Annotated in this window: 17 protein-coding genes; 15 read left to right on the top strand and 2 right to left on the bottom strand. The window is 36.4% G+C overall.

Annotated elements, in window-relative coordinates:
• Positions 1 to 138 precede the first annotated feature (138 nt).
• From OZX60_04390 to radC, 4 genes are all read left to right on the top strand, one after another.
• On the top strand, positions 139 to 888 hold the full coding sequence (locus OZX60_04390) for a thioesterase (protein WEV44681.1): 750 nt from the start codon (positions 139 to 141) through the stop codon (positions 886 to 888).
• Entirely contained in the window at positions 878 to 1,642 is a 765-nt protein-coding gene (locus OZX60_04385; GenBank protein WEV44680.1) for a TIGR01457 family HAD-type hydrolase, read from the top strand. The genes OZX60_04390 and OZX60_04385 overlap by 11 nt, the downstream gene beginning before the upstream one ends.
• A gap of 118 nt (positions 1,643 to 1,760) precedes the next feature.
• A complete protein-coding gene (locus OZX60_04380; GenBank protein WEV44679.1) occupies positions 1,761 to 2,390 on the top strand; it encodes a TIGR01906 family membrane protein in 630 nt (209 codons plus the stop codon).
• A gap of 84 nt (positions 2,391 to 2,474) precedes the next feature.
• Positions 2,475 to 3,155, top strand: a complete 681-nt coding sequence (gene radC, locus OZX60_04375; GenBank protein WEV44678.1) for a DNA repair protein RadC — start codon at positions 2,475 to 2,477, stop codon at positions 3,153 to 3,155.
• 32 nt (positions 3,156 to 3,187) lie between these two features.
• Here radC and OZX60_04370 read toward each other — a convergent pair whose 3' ends face one another.
• The gene (locus tag OZX60_04370; protein WEV44677.1) at positions 3,188 to 3,844 is read right to left on the bottom strand and encodes a redox-sensing transcriptional repressor Rex; all 657 of its coding nucleotides are present in this window, start codon (positions 3,842 to 3,844) and stop codon (positions 3,188 to 3,190) included.
• A 538-nt stretch (positions 3,845 to 4,382) separates the two neighbouring features.
• Here OZX60_04370 and OZX60_04365 point away from each other — a divergent pair.
• The 10 genes from OZX60_04365 to OZX60_04320 all read left to right on the top strand — a co-directional run bounded on the left by OZX60_04365 (position 4,383) and on the right by OZX60_04320 (position 18,024).
• Complete coding sequence (locus OZX60_04365) at positions 4,383 to 6,299, top strand: ABC-F family ATP-binding cassette domain-containing protein (protein ID WEV44676.1); 1,917 nt, start codon at positions 4,383 to 4,385, stop codon at positions 6,297 to 6,299.
• 133 nt (positions 6,300 to 6,432) lie between these two features.
• The gene (locus tag OZX60_04360) at positions 6,433 to 7,209 is read left to right on the top strand and encodes a hypothetical protein (protein ID WEV44675.1); all 777 of its coding nucleotides are present in this window, start codon (positions 6,433 to 6,435) and stop codon (positions 7,207 to 7,209) included.
• Between the two features lie 42 nt (positions 7,210 to 7,251).
• Positions 7,252 to 8,523 (top strand): LCP family protein, encoded by a 1,272-nt coding sequence (locus OZX60_04355; GenBank protein ID WEV44674.1) that lies wholly within the window; start codon positions 7,252 to 7,254, stop codon positions 8,521 to 8,523.
• 97 nt (positions 8,524 to 8,620) lie between these two features.
• Positions 8,621 to 9,982, top strand: coding sequence for a 23S rRNA (uracil(1939)-C(5))-methyltransferase RlmD (gene rlmD / locus OZX60_04350; GenBank protein ID WEV44673.1), 1,362 nt, complete (start codon positions 8,621 to 8,623; stop codon positions 9,980 to 9,982).
• 312 nt (positions 9,983 to 10,294) lie between these two features.
• Complete coding sequence (locus OZX60_04345) at positions 10,295 to 11,110, top strand: DUF6287 domain-containing protein (protein ID WEV44672.1); 816 nt, start codon at positions 10,295 to 10,297, stop codon at positions 11,108 to 11,110.
• 298 nt (positions 11,111 to 11,408) lie between these two features.
• Positions 11,409 to 14,351, top strand: coding sequence for an AMP-binding protein (locus tag OZX60_04340; GenBank protein ID WEV44671.1), 2,943 nt, complete (start codon positions 11,409 to 11,411; stop codon positions 14,349 to 14,351).
• Positions 14,352 to 14,371: 20 nt separating this feature from the next.
• Positions 14,372 to 15,619, top strand: coding sequence for an MFS transporter (locus OZX60_04335; GenBank protein ID WEV44670.1), 1,248 nt, complete (start codon positions 14,372 to 14,374; stop codon positions 15,617 to 15,619).
• Positions 15,612 to 17,252 carry an ABC transporter ATP-binding protein gene (locus OZX60_04330; GenBank protein WEV44669.1) on the top strand — a complete coding sequence of 547 codons (1,641 nt, stop codon included), beginning with the start codon at positions 15,612 to 15,614 and terminating at the stop codon, positions 17,250 to 17,252. The genes OZX60_04335 and OZX60_04330 overlap by 8 nt, the downstream gene beginning before the upstream one ends.
• Before the next feature lie 21 nt (positions 17,253 to 17,273).
• A complete protein-coding gene (locus OZX60_04325; protein WEV44668.1) occupies positions 17,274 to 17,654 on the top strand; it encodes a DUF488 family protein in 381 nt (126 codons plus the stop codon).
• Between the two features lie 55 nt (positions 17,655 to 17,709).
• A complete protein-coding gene (locus tag OZX60_04320) occupies positions 17,710 to 18,024 on the top strand; it encodes a helix-turn-helix transcriptional regulator (GenBank protein ID WEV44667.1) in 315 nt (104 codons plus the stop codon).
• Positions 18,025 to 18,096: 72 nt separating this feature from the next.
• On the opposite strand, the gene OZX60_04315 is transcribed toward OZX60_04320, so the two are convergent.
• Positions 18,097 to 18,942: a hypothetical protein gene (locus OZX60_04315; protein ID WEV44666.1), complete on the bottom strand. Its 846-nt coding sequence runs from the start codon at positions 18,940 to 18,942 to the stop codon at positions 18,097 to 18,099.
• Positions 18,943 to 19,114: 172 nt separating this feature from the next.
• Between OZX60_04315 and OZX60_04310 the strand changes: the two genes are divergently transcribed.
• Complete coding sequence (locus tag OZX60_04310) at positions 19,115 to 19,660, top strand: TetR/AcrR family transcriptional regulator (protein ID WEV44665.1); 546 nt, start codon at positions 19,115 to 19,117, stop codon at positions 19,658 to 19,660.
• Positions 19,661 to 19,670: the final 10 nt, after the last annotated feature.

Here is a 19,670-nt window from a genome sequence, read left to right as displayed (position 1 = left end):
TTTTTCGTCTTTTTCTATTTTTTTACTGATAAAACCTTACAAAAGCTTACAAAATCTTAGTATTTGGGAAAAATTCCTCCGTCCGAGGACAGTTTGAGTCTTTTATGTTAGAATTAACACTAGAAAGTGAGAGTTTAAATGGGATTAAAGTATTCTAAAGATTACCAAGTTTCTTATTTTGATACAGATGTGAATGGCAATATGAAATTGCCTCATATTATGAGTGTAGCTCTTGAAGTATCAGGTGAGCATGGTAGAATGTTGGGTAGAAGTGATAGCTACATGCTTGAGGAATATGGCTGCGGCTGGATTGTTCTTGAATATCGTTTTGAGATTAACCGTTTGCCCAAGCATGATGAAATTGTTAGGATTGAAACTGAAGCAACAAAATTCAATAAATTTTTTACCTATAGGGATTTTACCTACTATGATGCAGATGGGCAGGAATTAATTAAAATTTATTCAACCTGGTCATTAATGGATCTTGCAAGCAGAAAAATTGTTAACATTACCGATGAAATTGTCGAACCTTATCAAACTGAGAAGATAAATACGATTATCAGAGGAAATAAATATAAGAAATTATCTGAGGTAAGTTTAGAACAAGAGTACAATGTTCGCTTCTATGATCTTGATATCAATGGTCACGTCAATAATACAATCTACTTTGATTGGATGCTTGATGTACTGGACCGTGACTTTTTAACAATTTTTGAACCTAAGACCCTGCATTTTAAATACCTTAAGGAGATTCATTACGGCAGTAAGGTTACAAGTAAGGTCTTGCTTGAAGAAGATGATCTAGTAAGTTACCATGAAATTTGTTCAAGTGACGAGAAAAACGCCCAGGCAGAAATAATTTGGAGAAGAAGAAATAATGAAGTATAAAGGTTACCTCCTGGATTTAGACGGGACTATCTACCTAGGAAATGAAAAAATTGAAGCTGGAACAGCCTTTGTTCACAGCCTGCAAGAAAATAATATCCCCCACCTTTTTGTAACTAATAACACAACCAAGACACCTGAGGAAGTTAAAGGTCGTTTGGATCAATTATTTGATATAAAAACAGACCTTGAAACTATCTATACAGCAAGTCTTGCGACAGTTGATTATATGGACGAGTTAGATCTTGCTAAGACTGTTTATGTGATTGGTGAAAAAGGTCTTAAGGAGGCTATTTATAGTAGAGGTTATGTGGAAGATACGGAAAATCCAGCCTATGTTGTAGTAGGACTTGATACAGAGATTACTTATGAAAAGCTAACTCTTGCTACCCTTGCTATTGAAAATGGTGCGGTCTTTATCGGGACAAACCCAGACCTTAATATCCCAACTGAAAGAGGGCTTTTACCTGGTGCAGGTAGCCTGCTTAAACTGCTTGAAGCAGCGACAAGGGTTGAACCAACAATTATTGGAAAACCCCAAGCAATTATTATGGATAAGGCCATTGAAAGAATTGGTCTGCCTAAGGAGGATTTAATTATGGTAGGAGATAATTATCTGACTGATATCAGGGCAGGAATCAATGCTCAAATGGATACCATGCTTGTTCTAACTGGATTTACAAAAAGGGAGGACTTAGGTGAATTACCTGTGACCCCTAGCCATGTTTTAAACAGTTTGGATGAGTGGAGTTTTTAGGATTTAATGATTTAGGAGGAGTTTATGAGAGTTTATCAAGAACCTATTTCCAAGACAGATGACGATGACGAAGATATAGATAGATTAAGTTGTTGGACTAGGAAGGGGGAATGTTTTTTTGAAAAATAGTATTAAGTTAATTTTTACGGTATTATTTGTAATTTCATTTTCAGTTTGCTTGACGATTATTCTAGCAATCCCCCTTTATAGATTTGATATTAACCATTTAAAAATCACAGAATATGCCTATCAGACCAAGAAGACGCTAATGGATAACTTTACAGTCCTGATGAAATACCTGCTAAATCCGAACATTACCAGACTTAACATGCCGGATTTTAAGAGTTCAAGGGAGGGACTTAAGCACTTTAAGGATGTGAAAAACCTTTTCCAGCTAACCTTTATAGTTATGCTTGTGAGTTTACCCTTCTTTCTTTCCTTCATTAAATGTAAACTTAGTTTGATTTACCGAAATGTGCTGAAGATGTTCTTCTATCTCCCTTTCTTCTTAGGAATCTTTACCCTTTTTAATGGATTTGATTCAATTTTTATTGCCTTTCATAAACTAGTGTTTTCTGACGATACTTGGATTTTTAATCCCTATACTGACCCAGTAATCACAATCCTTCCAGAGGCATATTTCATGCACTGCTTTATTATTTTTATCTTGATTTATTTGCTTATCTTTTATTGGCTTTATAAGTTAGCTGAACGAAGGATGAGGTCAATAAAAAAAGCTAGCCAGTAGGCCAGCTTTTTTTGGTTGTTTGGGTTATTTATGAGAATAAATTTCGTATAAGGACATAGTAGATTAGCTGAAAGGAAGATAGTTATGTATGAAATAATAAAAAAGCCCAGACTGCTGAGACCAAGGGAGAGATTGACTTCTATGGGAGCTGAAAAATTAAGTGAGCAGGAGCTCTTAGCTATAATTTTAAGGACAGGGACAAGGGAATTGTCTGCTACTCAGCTTGCTGACCAGATACTTAAGCACTTTGAAAACCTTGCTAGCTTAAAGAAGGCTACGATAGAAGAGCTCCAAAAGATAAAAGGAGTTGGGCCTGCCAAGGCCATTGAAATTTTAGCCATGATTGAACTTGGAAAAAGGATTCAACTATCTGAGACTAAAAAATATGGTCGTATTCTTAATAGTAGGGAGCTGGGTAATCTTTTAATTGAAGAGCTAAGTGATTTGGATCAAGAACACCTAGTAACTCTTTATCTGGATACCAAAAATAATATCATCCGGAAAAAGGTTATCTTTATAGGAACTGTTAATTCATCAACTGCCAATCCCAGGGAAATCCTTTATTATGCCTGCAAATTTATGGCTACAAGTATCATAATTTCCCACAATCATCCCTCAGGAGATTCAACTCCCAGCGGTCAGGATCATGCCTTCACTGAAAAAATAAATCAATCCTGTGATTTGGTTGGGATTAATCTTTTAGATCATATTGTAGTTGGACATACAGGATACTATAGTTATAAGGAAAACAACATGCTTCCATAAAAAAGACCATCCGAGGATGATCTTTTTAAATCTTATTGGGCATCTTTGTTTCTCATGAAGAAGAGAAGAGTTTGTAGCTCACTAGTTAAATCAACTGATTGAACAATAACATCATCTGGCACTTCTAGGCGCCTCGGGGCAAAGTTTAAAATCCCTTTAATTCCAGCGTCAACTAAAAGATTAGCAGCTTCTTGTGATTTTTCACTTTGGACTGATAAGATGGCTGTTTCAATTCCGTCTTTTTCTAAGTTCTTTTTAATGTCTGAAATATTGTAAATTGGGATACCGTCATCAGTTGTAGTACCTACAAGTGGGTTTCCAGCGATATCATAAGCCTGAGTAATTCTCATCTTATTTCTATCATGGAAGCGGTAGTGGATAAGGGCGCGACCTAGATTTCCTACACCGACAAGGGCAATGTTTGTTTCCTGTCCGTCATTTAAAAGTTCAGCAAAAAAGTCACGTAAGGCCTTAGTTTCATAACCATAACCACGGCGTCCTAGTTCACCAAAATAAGAAAAGTCCCTGCGGACAGTAGCTGAGTCAACTCCTAAGCTATCTGCGATTTGACGAGAGTTGGTACGTTCGATATTACCATTATATAATTTTTTAAATAAACGGTAGTAAGCTGGCAAACGTTTAGCAGTTGCTTTAGGCAAAGTTTCATTGTTTTTAGTTTTTGTTTGCATAATATCCTCCTGTGATTCTCATAACCATAATAACAAAAGTTTGTGCATTATACAAATGTTAAAATCGGACTTTCAATTATATCCTAAAAAAAAAATGAATGCAAGAAATTATAAGTTTAAAAGGTGTTCTAAATTACTTGACTTCACTTTCATGAATATTTTCAAGTAAATTTCTGAAACCCTCTTAAAATAAGGCTTCGTTTACATTTCATAAGGTGGTTTTTGATAGGTGATTGTTAAAATAGGTTTTTAATATTTAAAATAATTCACAATACTAATAATAAGATAGTTAATTAAACAATCATCTAAAATTAATACGTTGTCTACTATAACTTATTATGGAAGAAAAAGCAATATCCATTTACTAATAAAATTACAGTAAAAACCGAACGATTGATAAATGAACTTTTTCCTTCAATCTTCTAAAGCTACATTTGTTTTTTTGTTTGTCTTTTTATATAATTATGGAATATTAAACAGATCTTAGAAAATTAAAAGTGAACATCTACTTGATAAAGTGTGATGTGGGAGGTATAAAGTGATCTTACTACAGGGAAATAAGCTGGAGCGAAATTTTGGGGGAGATGTTCTTTTTGAAAATATTAATTTTTCAATAAGTGATACTAGTAAAATTGCTCTTGTTGGGAAAAATGGAGCTGGAAAGTCAACTCTCTTAAAAATAATTGCAGGTGTTGAGGCTCCAAATAAGGGAGAAATTTCAAAAATTAAGAATCTTTCAATGAGTTATTTGGCCCAAGACAGTAATTTCTCGTCAGATAAGACAATCTATGAAGAGATGCTTACCTCTTTTAGTCAGGTCATCGGTATGGAAAAAGAGCTGCGCCGAATGGAAGTTCAGATGTCTGAACTACTAGGAAGTGAGCTTGAATCCCTCATGGGTAGGTATGATAGTCTAACCGAGGAATTTAGGGCTAAGAACGGTTTTACCTATGATTCTGAGATTAGAAGTGTCCTAAATGGATTCAAGTTTCCAGAAGACATGTGGGATATGAAAATTACCAGTCTTTCTGGTGGTCAAAAAACACGTTTGGCCCTTGCCAAGATGCTGGTTGAATATCCTGATCTTCTAATCCTTGATGAGCCGACCAACCACCTGGACATTGATACCCTCTCATGGCTTGAAAATTACTTAAAAAACTACCGGGGTGCCCTTTTAATTGTCAGTCACGACCGTTACTTCTTAGATAAGGTGGTTAATGAGACCTTTGAACTATCAAGAGGCGAGTTAACTAGATATGCCGGTAACTACTCTAAGTATGTTGAACTTAGGGCGGAAAAATTAGCCAGAGAACTCAAGGAATTTGAAAAACAGCAGAAAGAAATTGCTAATCTAGAAGATTTTGTAAATAGAAACATTGCTAGAGCAAGTACCACCAAGAGAGCCCAGTCAAGAAGAAAACAGCTGGAGAAAATGTCAGTTCTTGATAAGCCTGTTAGTCAGGATAAGTCTGTAAACTTTGCCTTTATTCCTGAAAAAGAAAGTGGGAATGTGGTTCTAAAGGTAGATGATGCTGCCATTGGCTATGACGGTGAAATCATGAGTGAACCTGTGGATTTTGAGGAAAGAAAGTTTGATTCAATCGCTATTGTTGGTGAAAATGGGGTTGGGAAAACAACCTTAATTAGATCGATTATTGGTCAAGTTCCTTTTATCAAGGGTCAGGCAAGTTTAGGGGCTAATGTAATGCTTGGTTACTATGACCAGGAGCAGAAGGACTTAACAAAGACAAACACAGTTCTTGAGGAATTGTGGAATGAAAATCGCTTGGTTCCTGAAGCTGACATTAGAACTAGACTTGGTTCCTTCTTATTCTCAGGAAATGATGTTGAAAAGACAGTCGGTATGCTATCTGGTGGGGAGAAGGCGAGACTGCTTCTAGCGAAATTATCAATGAAAAACGATAACTTTTTAGTTCTAGATGAGCCGACCAACCACCTGGATATTGATAGCCGTGAAGTTCTAGAGAGTGCCCTAGTTGATTTTGAAGGGACCCTGCTTTTTGTGAGCCATGATAGATACTTCATCAACAAGCTGGCCACTAAAGTCCTTGAGCTAACTCCTGATGGAAGTAAGATTTATCTAGGAGACTATGACTACTACCTTGAGAAGAAAGCTGAAGAGGCAGCCCTAAAGGAAATTTATGACCAGGAAAATACCCAGGTTAAAACCCAGATCTTAGAAGAAGATGATTACAAGCTTCAAAAGGAAGCCCAAAGATATAGAAGAAAACTTGAACGAGATATAGCAAGTTGTGAAGAAAAAATGGCTTCAAATGATTCTGAAATTGAAAGCATTAATGAATCCATGCTGGTTGAAAAAGATCATCTAGTTCTTATTGAACTTCAAGCATCTTTAGATCAACTAGCACTTGAACAGGAAGACCTCATGGAATCTTGGACAGATTTGATGGAAGATTTGGATCAACTAGCTTAAAAGATGAGATGAGATCTTTGAAAAGAGAGCTGATTACTAAAGGTCTTTCGTTTTTTAGGCAGACTATGATATAATTGTGCTTGTTATATAAAATACTAGCTATTGAATCAAAAATAAATATACGAGATAAAAAATGACAGAAGATATCAGAAAAAAGCTTTCACAGGCAAGGGAAGCAGCCTTAAATAATAGAAAAAACCAAATGGATGAGAAGGAAGCAGATGAATCACTTGATGACCTTGTTCAAGCTGAGCTCAGAGAAACCTATCTGGATGAACAAGAGTTAGATGATCTTGAGATAAAGCAATTCTTTTCAGCTGAGGAAGAGAAAAAACAGGTCGAAGCAGAAAAGAATAAATCCTACATGAACAAGTTTATTCTTGCAAGTCTTGTGATGATGCTGGTTTTTGCGAGCCTTTCTTTGGACATTTTTTCCCTTTCTAGCAAAAAAGAAACCATTAAAACTGATGATTACACCTATGAAGGTAAAGTTAAAAGAGGAAGTTATGATGGGCCTGCAACTCTCACCTTCTCAAATGGCAGTGTTTTAAAGGGTAATTTCAAAAGTGGTAAGCTCGTGGGCAAATTTGAGTATACTGATGCTGATAAAAATCAGGTAACTGGTAGTGTAAGTAGCCAAATATCTGCTAATGTTGTCTTAGCTAACGGTAACAAATTAGATTATTCAAAGGGAACCTTTGAGGAAACAACTAATGAATTTTCTTATGTTGGTGCTTGGGACACACATGGCTTGGTTTACAAGGGTAATATTAAGTTTGCTAACCAGGCTGAATATGATGGTGAATTTTCTCTGGGTGTACCTAACGGTCAAGGCCAATATAAGGCTACTGATGGTCAAGTTTTAAAGGGAAATTTTGTTAATGGTGTATTAACTAACGGGGAGGAATAATCTAAGTTTTCTTTCTTGGTTTTCCTTAGTAAGGTTTAAATAATGGATAAAAAATTTAAAAGAAGAAGAGAGTATTTGGAAAGAAACTACAAGTACTTGAATCGAAATGAAAAAATTGAATTAGAACGATTAAAAAGAATCGAGCAAAATGAAAGGGACTACCTTCAAGAGGAAGATTTTGAAGATTTTTCTGAGGAGTCTTTACCCTTATTAGAAGAAGAGAGGGACCAAGGCTTTTACTCAGAGGAAGAAGATGAGGAAGCAGCTGATTTCGAGCCTGTAAAAAAAGTCAAGCGACCTAAGAAGGTTAAGGCCAGGAAAAAGAGATCTTTGGGTAAAATTATCCGTAATTTATTTCTTGTGATTGTTCTTTTAATGTTAGCCTTCTTTGCCTTTGGTTACTTTAAAGTAAAAAGTAGTCCAGCTGGCAATTTTGAGGTAGAGGAATTTAACGGAACTAAGACTCAAAGTGGTGCTATAAATATCCTGATTTTAGGAACTGATCAAAGGGACTATCAGTCAACGGGAGATGCCAGAAGTGATAGCATGATGGTCCTTCAAATCGGTGCTTCTGATAAGAAGGTGAAGCTGGTGAGTTTCATGCGGGATACCCTGGTTAATATTCCTGGTTACAGTCCCGAAGGTTGGGAAGATAGTAAACTCAATCTGGCCTTTAATCTGGGAGAGCAGGAAGGTAATAAGGGGGCAGAATTGGTCAGAGCTACCCTTAAAGAAAATTACGGCTTAGACATCCAGTACTATGCTATGGTTAACTTTACAAGCTTTGCTGAGGTTATTAACTCCCTTTTCCCTGGCGGGGTTAAGATTGATGCTCAATTTTCAACTGTGGGTGGAGAACAGGTTAGTGAGGTTAGCGTTCCAGATGACTTGAACTGGACTCCTGAACATCAAGATCCTGTCCAAATTATTAAGGTGGGTAGCCAAAAGATGGACGGTCGTACCCTGCTTAATTATGCTAGGTTTAGAAAGGACGATGAGGGCGATTACGGTCGTACCAAACGCCAGCAGCAAGTTCTTTCAGCCATCTTGTCACAAGCAAAAAATCCAATGACCCTCTTCACTGGAGCAAGTGCCATTGGAACCATTAAGGCCCTAACATCAACAGATGTTCCTGATTCCTTAATTTTAACCAAGGCCCTTCCGACCCTCCTACATGCAAGAAATGGGATTGAAAGCTTTACAGTACCTGAACTTGGGGACTGGGTTGATGTGATGGATAAATATGGTGGTGCAGCCATTGCAGTTGATTTTGACAAGTATAAACTTAAACTACAAGATACTCTAGGAAATTAAATAATTAAAGCAAGGTTAAATCTTACGATTGACCTTGCTTTAATTATTTATAGGACAATCGCAATAAATCTTTGTAAAATCATGGTATAATAAGGGTATGATAAATTTAGTAAAAAACGATATAATCGAAACAGAAGTAATTGATTTAACCCACGAAGGTAGTGGTGTTGTGAAAATAGATGGTTATCCTTTCTTTGTAGAAAATACCCTTCCGGGTGAAAAAATTAAGATGCGTGTCTTAAAGGTTGGTAAAAAATTTGGTTTTGGCCGAGTTGAGGAGTATCTTACAAAATCAGCTGACCGTGTTGAAGACTTAAATATTGACTACTTGCGTACAGGTATTGCAGACCTTGGTCACTTAAAATATGACAAACAGGTTGAATTTAAGGCTAAGCAGGTCAAGGAAATTCTTAAAAAAACAGCTGGACTGGCTGATCTTGACCTAAATCCAACTCTTGCAGCAGAAAATGCTACCAAATACCGTAACAAGGCCCAAATTCCAGTAAGACGTTTTAAAGGTCAAACTGAAACAGGTTTCTTTAAAAAAGGAAGTCATGATTTAATTCCAGTTGAAGATTTCTTCATTCAAGATGGCGAAATTGATGAAATCGTAATCTACGTGCGTGATTTATTACGTCGCTTTGACCTTAAACCATATAATGAAATTAACAAAACAGGTTTAGTTCGTAACATTATGGTTCGCCGTGGTTTCAATACAGGTGAAATTATGGTTACTTTAATCACTACTAAGAAGAAAATTTTCAGGGTTGATCAGATTGTTGAAAAACTAGTAGAAAAGTTCCCAAATATTGTCTCAATCATGCAAAATGTGAATGAAAGCAGTGGTAATGGTCTTTTTGGTCCTGATTATTATGTTCTTTATGGACGTGATCACATTGAGGACACCATGCTAGGTAAAAAATATCAGATTTCAGCTCCTTCTTTCTACCAGGTTAATACTGAAATGGCTGAAAAACTTTACCAAGAAGCTATTCGTATGGCAGATTTATCAGAAGATGATGTAGTTATTGATGCTTATTCAGGTATTGGTACTATTGGTCTATCTTTTGCTGACCGTGTGAAAAAAGTTTACGGGGTGGAGTCAGTTCCATCAGCTGTTGCTAATGCACAAATCAATGCTCAGATTAACGGACTTGATAATGTTGAGTACAAGCTTGGTAAGGCTGAGCGTGTTATGGCTGAATGGGTAGCAGAAGGTATTAAGCCAGATGTTATCTTTGTTGATCCGCCGCGTAAGGGACTTGACGAATCATTTATCGAAAGTGCTAGCCAAACAGGAGCTCGTGCTGTGGTCTACATTTCATGTAACCCTGCAACCTTTGCCCGTGACGTAGAACGTTTCGCTGCCCGTGGTTACATGCTTCAAGAAGTTACCCCAGTTGACCTCTTCCCGCAAACCCACCACGTCGAAGTGGTAGGACTACTCACACGAGCGTAATCAATATTGATAAAGTGAAAAACAATCCAAGAATTTCCTTGGGTTGTTTTTTTGTATCAGACTCAAAATCTAGTTATCATTAACCAAAGCTTGAAGCTTAAAATTATGGCTCAAATGATGAGACAAAACAATAACGACTGGACCCAGGATTTGGCATATAATCATCAAAAAGAGATGTTTAAAATTTTGAGTGAAGATTAATGCATATTAAGAAAAATACATCCTTTACAAGGTATTTTCTTTTTTGACATTTTTTTAAAATATAAATAAAATTAAGCTATAATGGTGCGGTTATTAAGGGGAGGGTAGAATATGGAAGGAAAAATTTTTCAAGTTCTAATTTTAGTAGCTTGCTTGATGCTCACTGCTTGCAGTAAGCAAACGGAGAATACAAGTAGTGATTCAGAAAGCAGTGTAGCCAGCGTGCAGGACGAAAGTAGTAAAAGTAGTGGAAATGCTGAAAGTTCATCTGCAACGTCCCAAGCTACAGCAGCTGAAGACGAAGAAGATCTTACCGGATATTATTATGCAAAAGATGGCACCCAGGCTCTTGTTAAAAAAATCGGGCCGTCCCAATGGAGGATTGATTACGGTGATGTTTATGGAACTTTTACAACTGATTTGACGTGGACAAATGGGGAGTTTTATTCCAAATCACCTATGATAAAATCAGATGGTTATCAGGGATTTACAGTTAATATTGTAAAAAGTATCCAGGATTTAACCATAAGTCTTTTGGATAAAAATACCAGCCATAATTTAGTTTTTGCAAATCATAAGCCAGGTAATTTTGAGGGTGGAGAGGTTGATCTAAATTCCCAAGCCATTATGAGTGGCGATTTAACAACCCTTATAGGTGCTTGGGTCAATGGGAAAGGTGAGGTTCTTGTAATTAATCCAGATGGGACAACAAGCATTAACTCTATTATTGAAACAGGTTCAGGAGGAGCAAATAGTAAGGTACCCTTTGTTGGCTTAAGGAGTGGTATAGCAGGGGCTGCCCTTGGTCTTTATCAAATAGGTTTTGAAAATCCAGATGGAGACCAATCTAACACAAGAAGACCACGTTTAATAATTACCCAACAAGGTGGAAATTACCCAGCTGATACTTATTATTACCGTCAGTAAAAGTTTGAATAATCTATTAGATTAGGCAGAAACAAAAAAGACTCCCACAGTCTTTTTTTGTTTCCAAGAAATAAGGTTTTTAAATGGATATTTTCAGTAAAAAATGCAATAAGTTTTAATTTTTTTCATAAAAAGAAAGAATCACTATAAATTTTATGGATTGATAAAAATTTATGCTTTAATAGAGGGTAACAGTAGTAATTAACTAAGGTAAGTAAGGTTTTTCTATTTTAAAAAATAGGCTTTAAAAATTAAAAAAAGGGTTTAATTTTAACATATTGAAAGAAGGGGTTTGAAAATGAATAGATTATTGAAAAAATATGAAAAAGTGGTTGAAAAAAGAGCACAGAAAATTATGTTGAAATTGTCTAACGGCAGTTCTTTGACCTATAAGGATTTTGATCAAAAGGTAGATCTACTAGCAGCATTTATAGAAAAAGAGTTTGAGGGTTTAGACATTGTACCTATTCTTTCAAATGATAACTTAGACTATTTGACGGCCATGCTTGCGGCTTGGAAGGTGGGAAAGATTTATATGCCCATCAACAGCAATACTCCGCCCAAGAAGGTGGAGAACATGCTTGAAGCCATTAAAAGTAAGTTAATTTTGACGAGAAATTATGAAGGAACTTTAGACAATATAAAAGAGCTTTCCTTTGAGTCTTCACAGTCAGGGAAATATGCTTTAGGTATTAACCAGGTAGCCAGCCAAAGCGGGAGTGATACTGCCTATATCCTATCAACTTCAGGCACTACAGGAAATCCTAAGATGGTTCAGGTGACTTTTGACAACCTTTACTGGCTCTTAGATCAAATGAATGAACTTGTGCCCTTTACAGAAGGTGACACCTTTATCATCTCAACTCCGCCTCAGTTTGATGTTTCCTTCCATGAAAGTCTGTCCTTTATTTTTGGCACAGGTAGCTTGCAGTTTATGGAGCCAGGCACCCCCATTCAGCAGTTTAAAAACCTTAAAAAAATCCTATTGGATGGTTCTATAAGCCACATTGCCCTTTCTCCTACTTCCTTAAAAACTCTTCTTGCCATGACCCGCAGCGACTTTAGGGATACAGGACTTAAAAACATTATCCTAGCAGGTGAAGCCCTGCCTGTTAATTTAGCCAACCAGCTCTTAACCTTAATGCCTGAGCTTAACCTTTTTAACTGCTATGGTCCAACAGAAACAACCATTTATGCTAGCTACTATCAGATTAAAAATCAAGTTGAGACTTCAAGTGTTCCAATCGGTCAGCCTTTAAAGGGAGCAGATATTAAATTTTATCAAGACCAGTTGACGAATCCAAATCAGGGCGAGATTTTGATTGGAGGTTGCGGGGTAAGTCGAGGTTATTTCGGTAATCCTAAATTTACTGCTGAGCGTTTTATAAATCTTGATGGGAAAACCTACTACCGAACTGGAGATTTGGGCTATAAGGAAGATGGCCTAATTTATTACCAGGGTCGGGAGGACAAGCAGGTCAAGATAAACGGAATTAGGATTGAGCTGGCAGAAATTGAGCAGGCCATTCATTCTTACATTGATGATTTTACTAGTTTCAATGTCTTAAAAATTGATAATAATTTAGTGCTTTTTTCTGATAGATGGCTTGATTTTTCTTATCTAAAAAACTGCCTAGAAAATCATTTACCTAGCTATATGATTCCCTCTTATCATATTCTAGTCAAGGAATTTAAATTAACGGCTAGTAATAAGCTTGACCTTGCCTTCCTGGAGGAAGAATTCAAGCAGAATTACCAAGTAGATTGGCAAGGATCAGATAAGCTAGAAGAAAAGAGGCCACGGACTGAAAGTTTAAACTCTCTCATTGCAGGCATTTTGAATCTTCCTTCATTAGACGATGATAAGAATTTGAGGCTTTTGTCCCAGATGGATTCTCTAACAGAAATTGAGGTAATTATGGCCCTTGAAGACTACTATGGTCTTAATTTATCTGAGGATTTCTTAAAGCAAAACCAGACCATAAAGGACATAAAATCGAGTCTTACGGGCAATTATAGAACTGAAAGTTATGACAAGGACCAGCTGACGGATTTCCAGAAGGCTAACTACTATGCCAACCTTAAAAATATTAGAGAGTTAAATAAGATTATTCTTAAGAGGGGCGCGCGTGAGCTTAAGGATTCTTACTACCTGCAGAAGGCTTATTTGGCCGATGACTTCCGTCAAGTTTTAGAATTAAAGCTTGTACTACCTAAAGAAGTTAGAGAAATTGAGCAAATTGAGGGGCTTGTGGATAAGGTCATTGAAAAATCTGAACTCTTGCGTTCTTTCATTAGACAAGATGAAGGGCAAAAGTTAGCAGTCTATGAACCTTACAGGCATAAAATTCCTGTTATCTCCCGAAATACCTTAGAAAATCTTAGGGACTTAATCATTAAAGACCTGGAGGATGTGGTTTTTGATCGTCTTTTGTGGGAGGTTTACTTTGTAGAAGACACCTCAGAACTCCACTTTTTCATCAATCATTTGATTACTGACAAGTCGTCTTTAAGTATCCTTGAAAGAGATATTTTGACGTCCCTTGAAGGAGGAACCTTAGAAAGTAACCCAACTTACAGTGATTTTATTCGTTTTATCGATGAAAATTCTAGGCCAGAAAGTCTTGAAGCTGTCTGTAGTCAAGGCTTTGAGCTAGTAGCAGGAGCTGATTTTTATAGCAAATCTTACGGGGAAACTAAGAACTATCTGAGGGTGAAAACACCCTACAAGAATCACTATGACAACATTTTTTACGGAAACTTTATTCTGGCAAGACTTCTGTGCCAGTCCCAGGATCAAAACATTGTCGCAGGATCAACCATCATTAACCTGCGTCAGTTTGACGGGTACGATTTTAGCCAGGTCTTTGGTGATGTTCACACAACCCTGCCCTTTGTTTACCGCAAAGAAGACAGTGAAGAGAGCTTTAGGAAGTCTTATGACCTCATCTACTCTTACTTTTTAAGGGGAGACAACTTAAACAATAGCATTTATAAGGCCTACCCTTATATTCCAGAAGATCTGAAAAAGTATGAATTTTACTTGGATGATAATTTAAAATTTAGCAGTAATTTTTTAGGAGCCATTAGAGAAAAAGACTTGGAAGAGACCATTGAAGAGCTATGCAAGCAGCAGTACTCACTTGAGAATTTTTCAAGGGCCAAACTTTACATAACCTACTTTTCTTGCGGTGAGGATTTAATTTTCCTACCAATCACCCAAGGACTTATTAACATTTAAGAGGAGTCAAGGAGAAGAATTTGAAGAAAGACAATTATTTTAAGCTATTAGTTAACCGAATTTTATACCAGGTAGGAAGTGTTACCTATGACTATGCCAACAGTGTTTGGATTGCCTCCATGGGTTCCTTGGGTCAAAAGTATCTAGGAATTTATCAGATGTCAGAAACTCTGATTTCCATCTTTTTTAATCCCATTGCAGGAGCTGTGGCGGACCGCTTTAAGAGAAAGAAGATAATCCTATTTACGGACCTTGTAAGTTTTTTTGCCTGCCTCTTAATTTCTTTAATCGGAGATGACAGATTGATGCTTTACGGGATAGTGGTCGCAAACATTATCCTTGCCATCATGTACTCCTTTGCCAGTACGGCCTTCAAGTCCCTAATTCCTAATGCCATTGAAAAAAGTAAAATTCTTTCTTTTAATTCAGTTTTAGAGACAATCATGCAAGTTTTTAGCGTTCTGTCCCCTCTCATGTCCTTTTATATTTATAATAGCTTTGGGATTCGGGCGACCCTACTTGTGACTGCTTTAAGTTTTCTAGCCTGCTACTTGGTTATGCTGACTGTTTTTGAGAATACAGGCTGCGAGAAAGAAGAGGAGGTATCAAGTTCCCTTCAATCTCATCCATCCCATCAATCTAATCAGGAAAAAGCAAGCATTAAAAGGAATTTTGCAGAGCTTTTAGAGGATATAAAAGACGGTCTAAAATATATTAAATCGGATAAAAGGCTCTTTGAGCTTCTTGTGACCTCAGCCTTTGTTAACTTTTTTATTTCCTTTTATAACTATTTGATGCCCTTTTCCAATCAAATTTTTGGTGACCAGGAATTTTATTCTAAACTTTTGACCTTTGGGGCCATAGGTTCAATTTTAGGGGCCATTTGTGCCAAGTTCTTGCCCAATACAAGGTTTGCCCTTTTGAGTTCTCTAGGACTTAGTGGCCTGGGGATAGCCATTATTGCAGCTCCAAGTTTTATTTCTTCTGGATCTTTAATTTCTTATTTAGGTAATCTGATTTTTATGTTCTTTTTGACCATCTATAATATTCATTTTGTAAGTAGCATTCAGTCTAAGGTAGCTGATGATTATTTGGGACGTGTTTTTTCGACAGTCTTTACCATTGCCATTCTTTTTATGCCATTTGGAACAGCCCTGATTACCCTAATTCCCCAAGCTGTACATAGCCTGACCTTTATTTTAGTGGGGCTTGCTATTTTCTTACTAGCTGTAGTTTCGATTCTTCTAGGGGGAAGGGAAAATGAGTAGGTTATTAAAAAAGGAGCTTGGTAAATTTACAAGCTACGGTATTTTTCAAGTTATCTTGGTTCTTATTCTTACAGCTATTGAAATTTCAACCCCTCTTTTGGAAGGAATGCTGATTAATAATCTGGTTGCAGGTACTCTTTCTAAAACATATATCTATCTTTGCCTGGGAGGAGTAGCCATCTTTGTGGCTAGACTTATGGTTTCTTATTTCTCAAGCCGGATTGAATATGTGAGTCTTGTTGAAGTAAACTACAAATTGTATCAGTTTTTGGTGAATAAGATTTTTCAAAAGGATTATTCCAGCCTTGAAAACTATGAGGGGCAGTACTTAAATTCAAGAATAAACTCTGACCTTGAAATTGTTGTCCATTTTCTCTTTGTCAGACTACCTAAATTTATCAAGGATGTCTTGACCCTTGTAGTAATCTCCCTTATCCTCTTTTATTTGCAGAGGCAGGTCTTTCTTTACTTTTATCTGATTGTACTAGTTTATATTGGAATTTACCTGTACTTCCGCCAAAAAATGTACTCGTCCTTTAATATAATCAGGGAAAGAGATAATCATTTTGCGGCCGGTAAAAGCAGTATTTTCCAAAGATTATCTGAGATTTTTATTCAAAGGACGGAGGAGCTTGAAGGAGCAAGGCTTAACAAAAAATGGACCCCCTTTATGGAATCCGTTAAGGCAAATTTTGGCCTAAGATATACGATTTCAACTATCCAAATTGTCACAACCTTCCTAGCACAGGCTCTTTTCTTCTGGATGGGTGGTGTGTCAGTTGTTCAAAAGAAAATGACAATTGGTAGTTTTACCGCAGTTATTCAGTATTTTAGCACCTTTATTTCATCAGTTGACAATTTCTTTTACCTGGCTGTTGACCTGGAAGAGTATAGGGGTGCTGTAGCCAGATTAAATGAACTTCTAGACCTGCCCCAAGACATAGAAGGGGATATTTGCCCCCAAGAGATCAATAATCTTTCAGTGACAGATCTTAATCTTTCTAGGTCAGCTGGAGATATAGAGGACCATCTTTATACAAGTAGCTTGACCGCAAACTTTAAAAGAGGTCAAATCTATTTCATTAAAGGGAAAAATGGTAGTGGAAAAACTACCCTCATGAAAACTCTCGTCGGACTCCTTAAAAATAACTACGAGGGCTCGATTAAGATTAATACTCAAGATATCAGCGCCTTAGATCTAAGATCCCTTAGGAAAAAATCAATTTCCTTTATGGTTCAAAATAATGTTTGCCAGACTATTTCAGTGGCCGATGTTCTTGAGACCTATTTACCAGAAGATGACTTGAAGAAAATTTTGAGGACCAGCCCATTTGACAAGTTTAGCAATTTTTTACCCAGCCTGATGGATTTAAACCAAGATTTTGACTCCTACCGTCATAAAAAATTTGAAAACCTGTCAGGGGGTGAAAGGCAGCTTATTAATTTACTGGTTACCTTGACCAAGCCACAAGCTCAGCTGATTATCCTGGATGAACCATTTTCAAACATATCAAATAAGTTATATCCAGATTTATTAAAAATCATTCAAGAATGTGCCAAAGACAAGATTATACTTATTATTTCTCATGATAAGTTAACGGATACTGCTACTAATATCTTGTATGTTGGTTAAAAAGAAAGGTTGGAAGTTATTATGGGAAAAATTATTTTAGAAAGAATTTACGATAAGGATGAGAGCCAGGAAGTAAAAGACGGTTTTCGGATACTTGTTGACCGTTTATGGCCCAGAGGAGTTTCCAAGGAAAGGGCAGATCTTGATCTGTGGGCCAAGGACTTTGCCCCAACAAATGATTTAAGAAGGTGGTTTAATCACATAGCTGACCGCTATCCTGACTTTAAAAGTCGCTACCAAAAGGAGCTGGATGCAAATCCCAAAACTCCAGAACTCCTAAGTTTGATTGACGAAAAACTCAAGGAAGGCAATGCGGTGTTTCTATACGGCGCACGTGACACCGAGCACAACGAAGCAGTAGTCTTGAAGGATTATGTGGTGGGGAAGTTGGGGGAGAATTAAAATAAACAGTGATATGAATAATAAGGAAATAATATCTTCGAACATAAAGAGATACATGGATAATAAGGGATTAAAAAATGTAAAGCAGCTTTCTGATAAATTGGGTTTGAAATACTCAACAGTCTTAGATTGGATAAATGCTAAAACTTATCCCCGTATAGATAAAATAGAATTAATGGCAGATTTTTTTGAAGTTGATAAATCAGATTTAATAGAATCTTATAAATCTGTGGACGATAAAGATCCAATCAATAAAATAGAGCAGCTTCTTTCCATGTACAATAAACTTGAAGATAATCGAAAAATACAAGTTATGAATTTTATTGATTATCAAATTTATGAACAAAGTAAAGAAATTGGTAGTAAATAATTATCGTGCAGGTAAATGATAAGCCTTTAAAAGAACATAAATAAAAAACCTTTCGTTATGAAAGGTTTTTATTTATTTCTTTTTCATTCTTTTAATGGCTGCTCCAAGTATGGCCTTTTGGATGAAGTTGGGTTTTTCTTGAGCTGCTATGTGGAGGCCGTTGTTAAATTCAACTAAAAGGTGCCACTTGTGACCTTCGGCAATTTCTTTGGGGGCATTTGCTGGGAGAAAGACTCCAAGTTTGACCTTCATTCCCTTTGAATCTGCAGTCATTTGGTGCATGCCAAGCATTTTAGTATCCTCTCCAGTGTTCATAAGGAAAGTTTTACCGGTCATGACAAAGTCGACATCCTTATTAACAGGAGCAGGTCTGTCTTCCTTATTTCCAGGTCTAAGATCAAGGTAGGAAGGGTCCTTGTACATTCCAAAGGTTTCAACTATCACCTGGCGGCCGCTTTTTCTATCTGCATCAAAGTAGTAATGCTCAGGATGGATGGTAGAAGGTAGGTACAGATTATTTTCCTTCATTAATTTTTGATTGAACATTAAAAATTGAATCAAGGAGATATTTTCAGTTTCAACCTCAACATAAGCTTCCTGGTAGCCAGCATTTTCTGGAGCTTGTTCAGCTATTTCCTCCCACATGAAATCTCCTTGATTTATTTCATGCGCAAAAACTTGAAGTGTTTTTTTCTTTCCCATCTTTTCTCTTGTTTGGGCAAGGGCGATTTTAGCCTTTTCAAGGGTTAAATTGAAAAGTTCATTTTGACTGAGTTGTTTACCATCTAGGGAAATTGGAATTCCTTTTTCCGCAAAAATTTTGAAAACATGGTGGTATCTTGAAAGTTCCATTTCAAGGATTTCTTCTTGGCTAATGACTTTTCCATCAACTGTAAATTTTATTTTGTAGTCTTGCATTTTATATTCCCCCGGTGTTATTTATAGCTTTATTATAGGTTAAACCTATATAATGATAAGTTCAAGTTTCCAACTTTTGTTAATTAAAACGACATGTTGTATAATGTGGTCTAATAAAGTTTAATAAGTCTAATAAGTTCAATAAAATCTAATAAAATTTGAGGAGGCTAATATGTCCGATTTACGTTTTGAAAGAACTGAAAAATTACTTCATTTGAGCTTCTTGGAGCTCCTTGAAACAAGTGATTTTAATGATATAACCGTAGCAAGACTTGCCAGGAAAAGTTTAATCAACCGAACTACTTTTTATGCCCACTATGAAAATATTTCAGAATTAGCCCAATCTTTAATCAATCAGTACCTTGATCATTTAGAAGAGGTTTTTGAAGAAAATTTTAAAAACAAGCAGAAGCAGAAAACCTTTGACAGCTATTCCTTTTTTACAAATGAACTAATCAGCTACTTTCAGGATAATAGGAGGGAGATAAATCTTTTAAGAAATTTAAATCTTGGCCAGGATGGTTTTGATAGTAAGTTGCGCAGCCTCTTTAGTCAAATTTATACTAAAACCTTTTCCTTAGAAGATGATGACTTTGCAACTTTCTTACTGACTAATATTGCCTTTAGTAATGTTGATTTTATCCTTGATGGACGAACTCCTCCAACTAGGGATGAGTTGAAAAAAAGTCTTCTTGTAATCACAGATTCTTTAAAATAGGAAATTTTTC

The sequence above is a fragment of the Streptococcaceae bacterium ESL0687 genome (assembly GCA_029392475.1).
Taxonomy (GTDB): domain Bacteria; phylum Bacillota; class Bacilli; order Lactobacillales; family Streptococcaceae; genus Floricoccus.
Note: the sequence above shows the minus strand (reverse complement) of the source record. Positions and strands in the feature narration are given on the sequence as shown.

Excerpts from the sequence above, each read along its gene's own strand:
- OZX60_04355 (WEV44674.1), top strand. The coding sequence starts at position 7,252 with ATGGATAAAAAATTTAAAAGAAGAAGAGAGTATTTGGAAAGAAACTAC.
- OZX60_04345 (WEV44672.1), top strand. The coding sequence starts at position 10,295 with ATGGAAGGAAAAATTTTTCAAGTTCTAATTTTAGTAGCTTGCTTGATG.
- OZX60_04310 (WEV44665.1), top strand. The coding sequence starts at position 19,115 with ATGTCCGATTTACGTTTTGAAAGAACTGAAAAATTACTTCATTTGAGC.
- OZX60_04315 (WEV44666.1), bottom strand. The coding sequence starts at position 18,942 with ATGCAAGACTACAAAATAAAATTTACAGTTGATGGAAAAGTCATTAGC.
- OZX60_04340 (WEV44671.1), top strand. The coding sequence starts at position 11,409 with ATGAATAGATTATTGAAAAAATATGAAAAAGTGGTTGAAAAAAGAGCA.
- OZX60_04325 (WEV44668.1), top strand. The coding sequence starts at position 17,274 with ATGGGAAAAATTATTTTAGAAAGAATTTACGATAAGGATGAGAGCCAG.
- OZX60_04360 (WEV44675.1), top strand. The coding sequence starts at position 6,433 with ATGACAGAAGATATCAGAAAAAAGCTTTCACAGGCAAGGGAAGCAGCC.
- OZX60_04370 (WEV44677.1), bottom strand. The coding sequence starts at position 3,844 with ATGCAAACAAAAACTAAAAACAATGAAACTTTGCCTAAAGCAACTGCT.
- radC (WEV44678.1), top strand. The coding sequence starts at position 2,475 with ATGTATGAAATAATAAAAAAGCCCAGACTGCTGAGACCAAGGGAGAGA.
- OZX60_04320 (WEV44667.1), top strand. The coding sequence starts at position 17,710 with ATGGATAATAAGGGATTAAAAAATGTAAAGCAGCTTTCTGATAAATTG.
- rlmD (WEV44673.1), top strand. The coding sequence starts at position 8,621 with ATGATAAATTTAGTAAAAAACGATATAATCGAAACAGAAGTAATTGAT.
- OZX60_04390 (WEV44681.1), top strand. The coding sequence starts at position 139 with ATGGGATTAAAGTATTCTAAAGATTACCAAGTTTCTTATTTTGATACA.
- OZX60_04385 (WEV44680.1), top strand. The coding sequence starts at position 878 with ATGAAGTATAAAGGTTACCTCCTGGATTTAGACGGGACTATCTACCTA.
- OZX60_04330 (WEV44669.1), top strand. The coding sequence starts at position 15,612 with ATGAGTAGGTTATTAAAAAAGGAGCTTGGTAAATTTACAAGCTACGGT.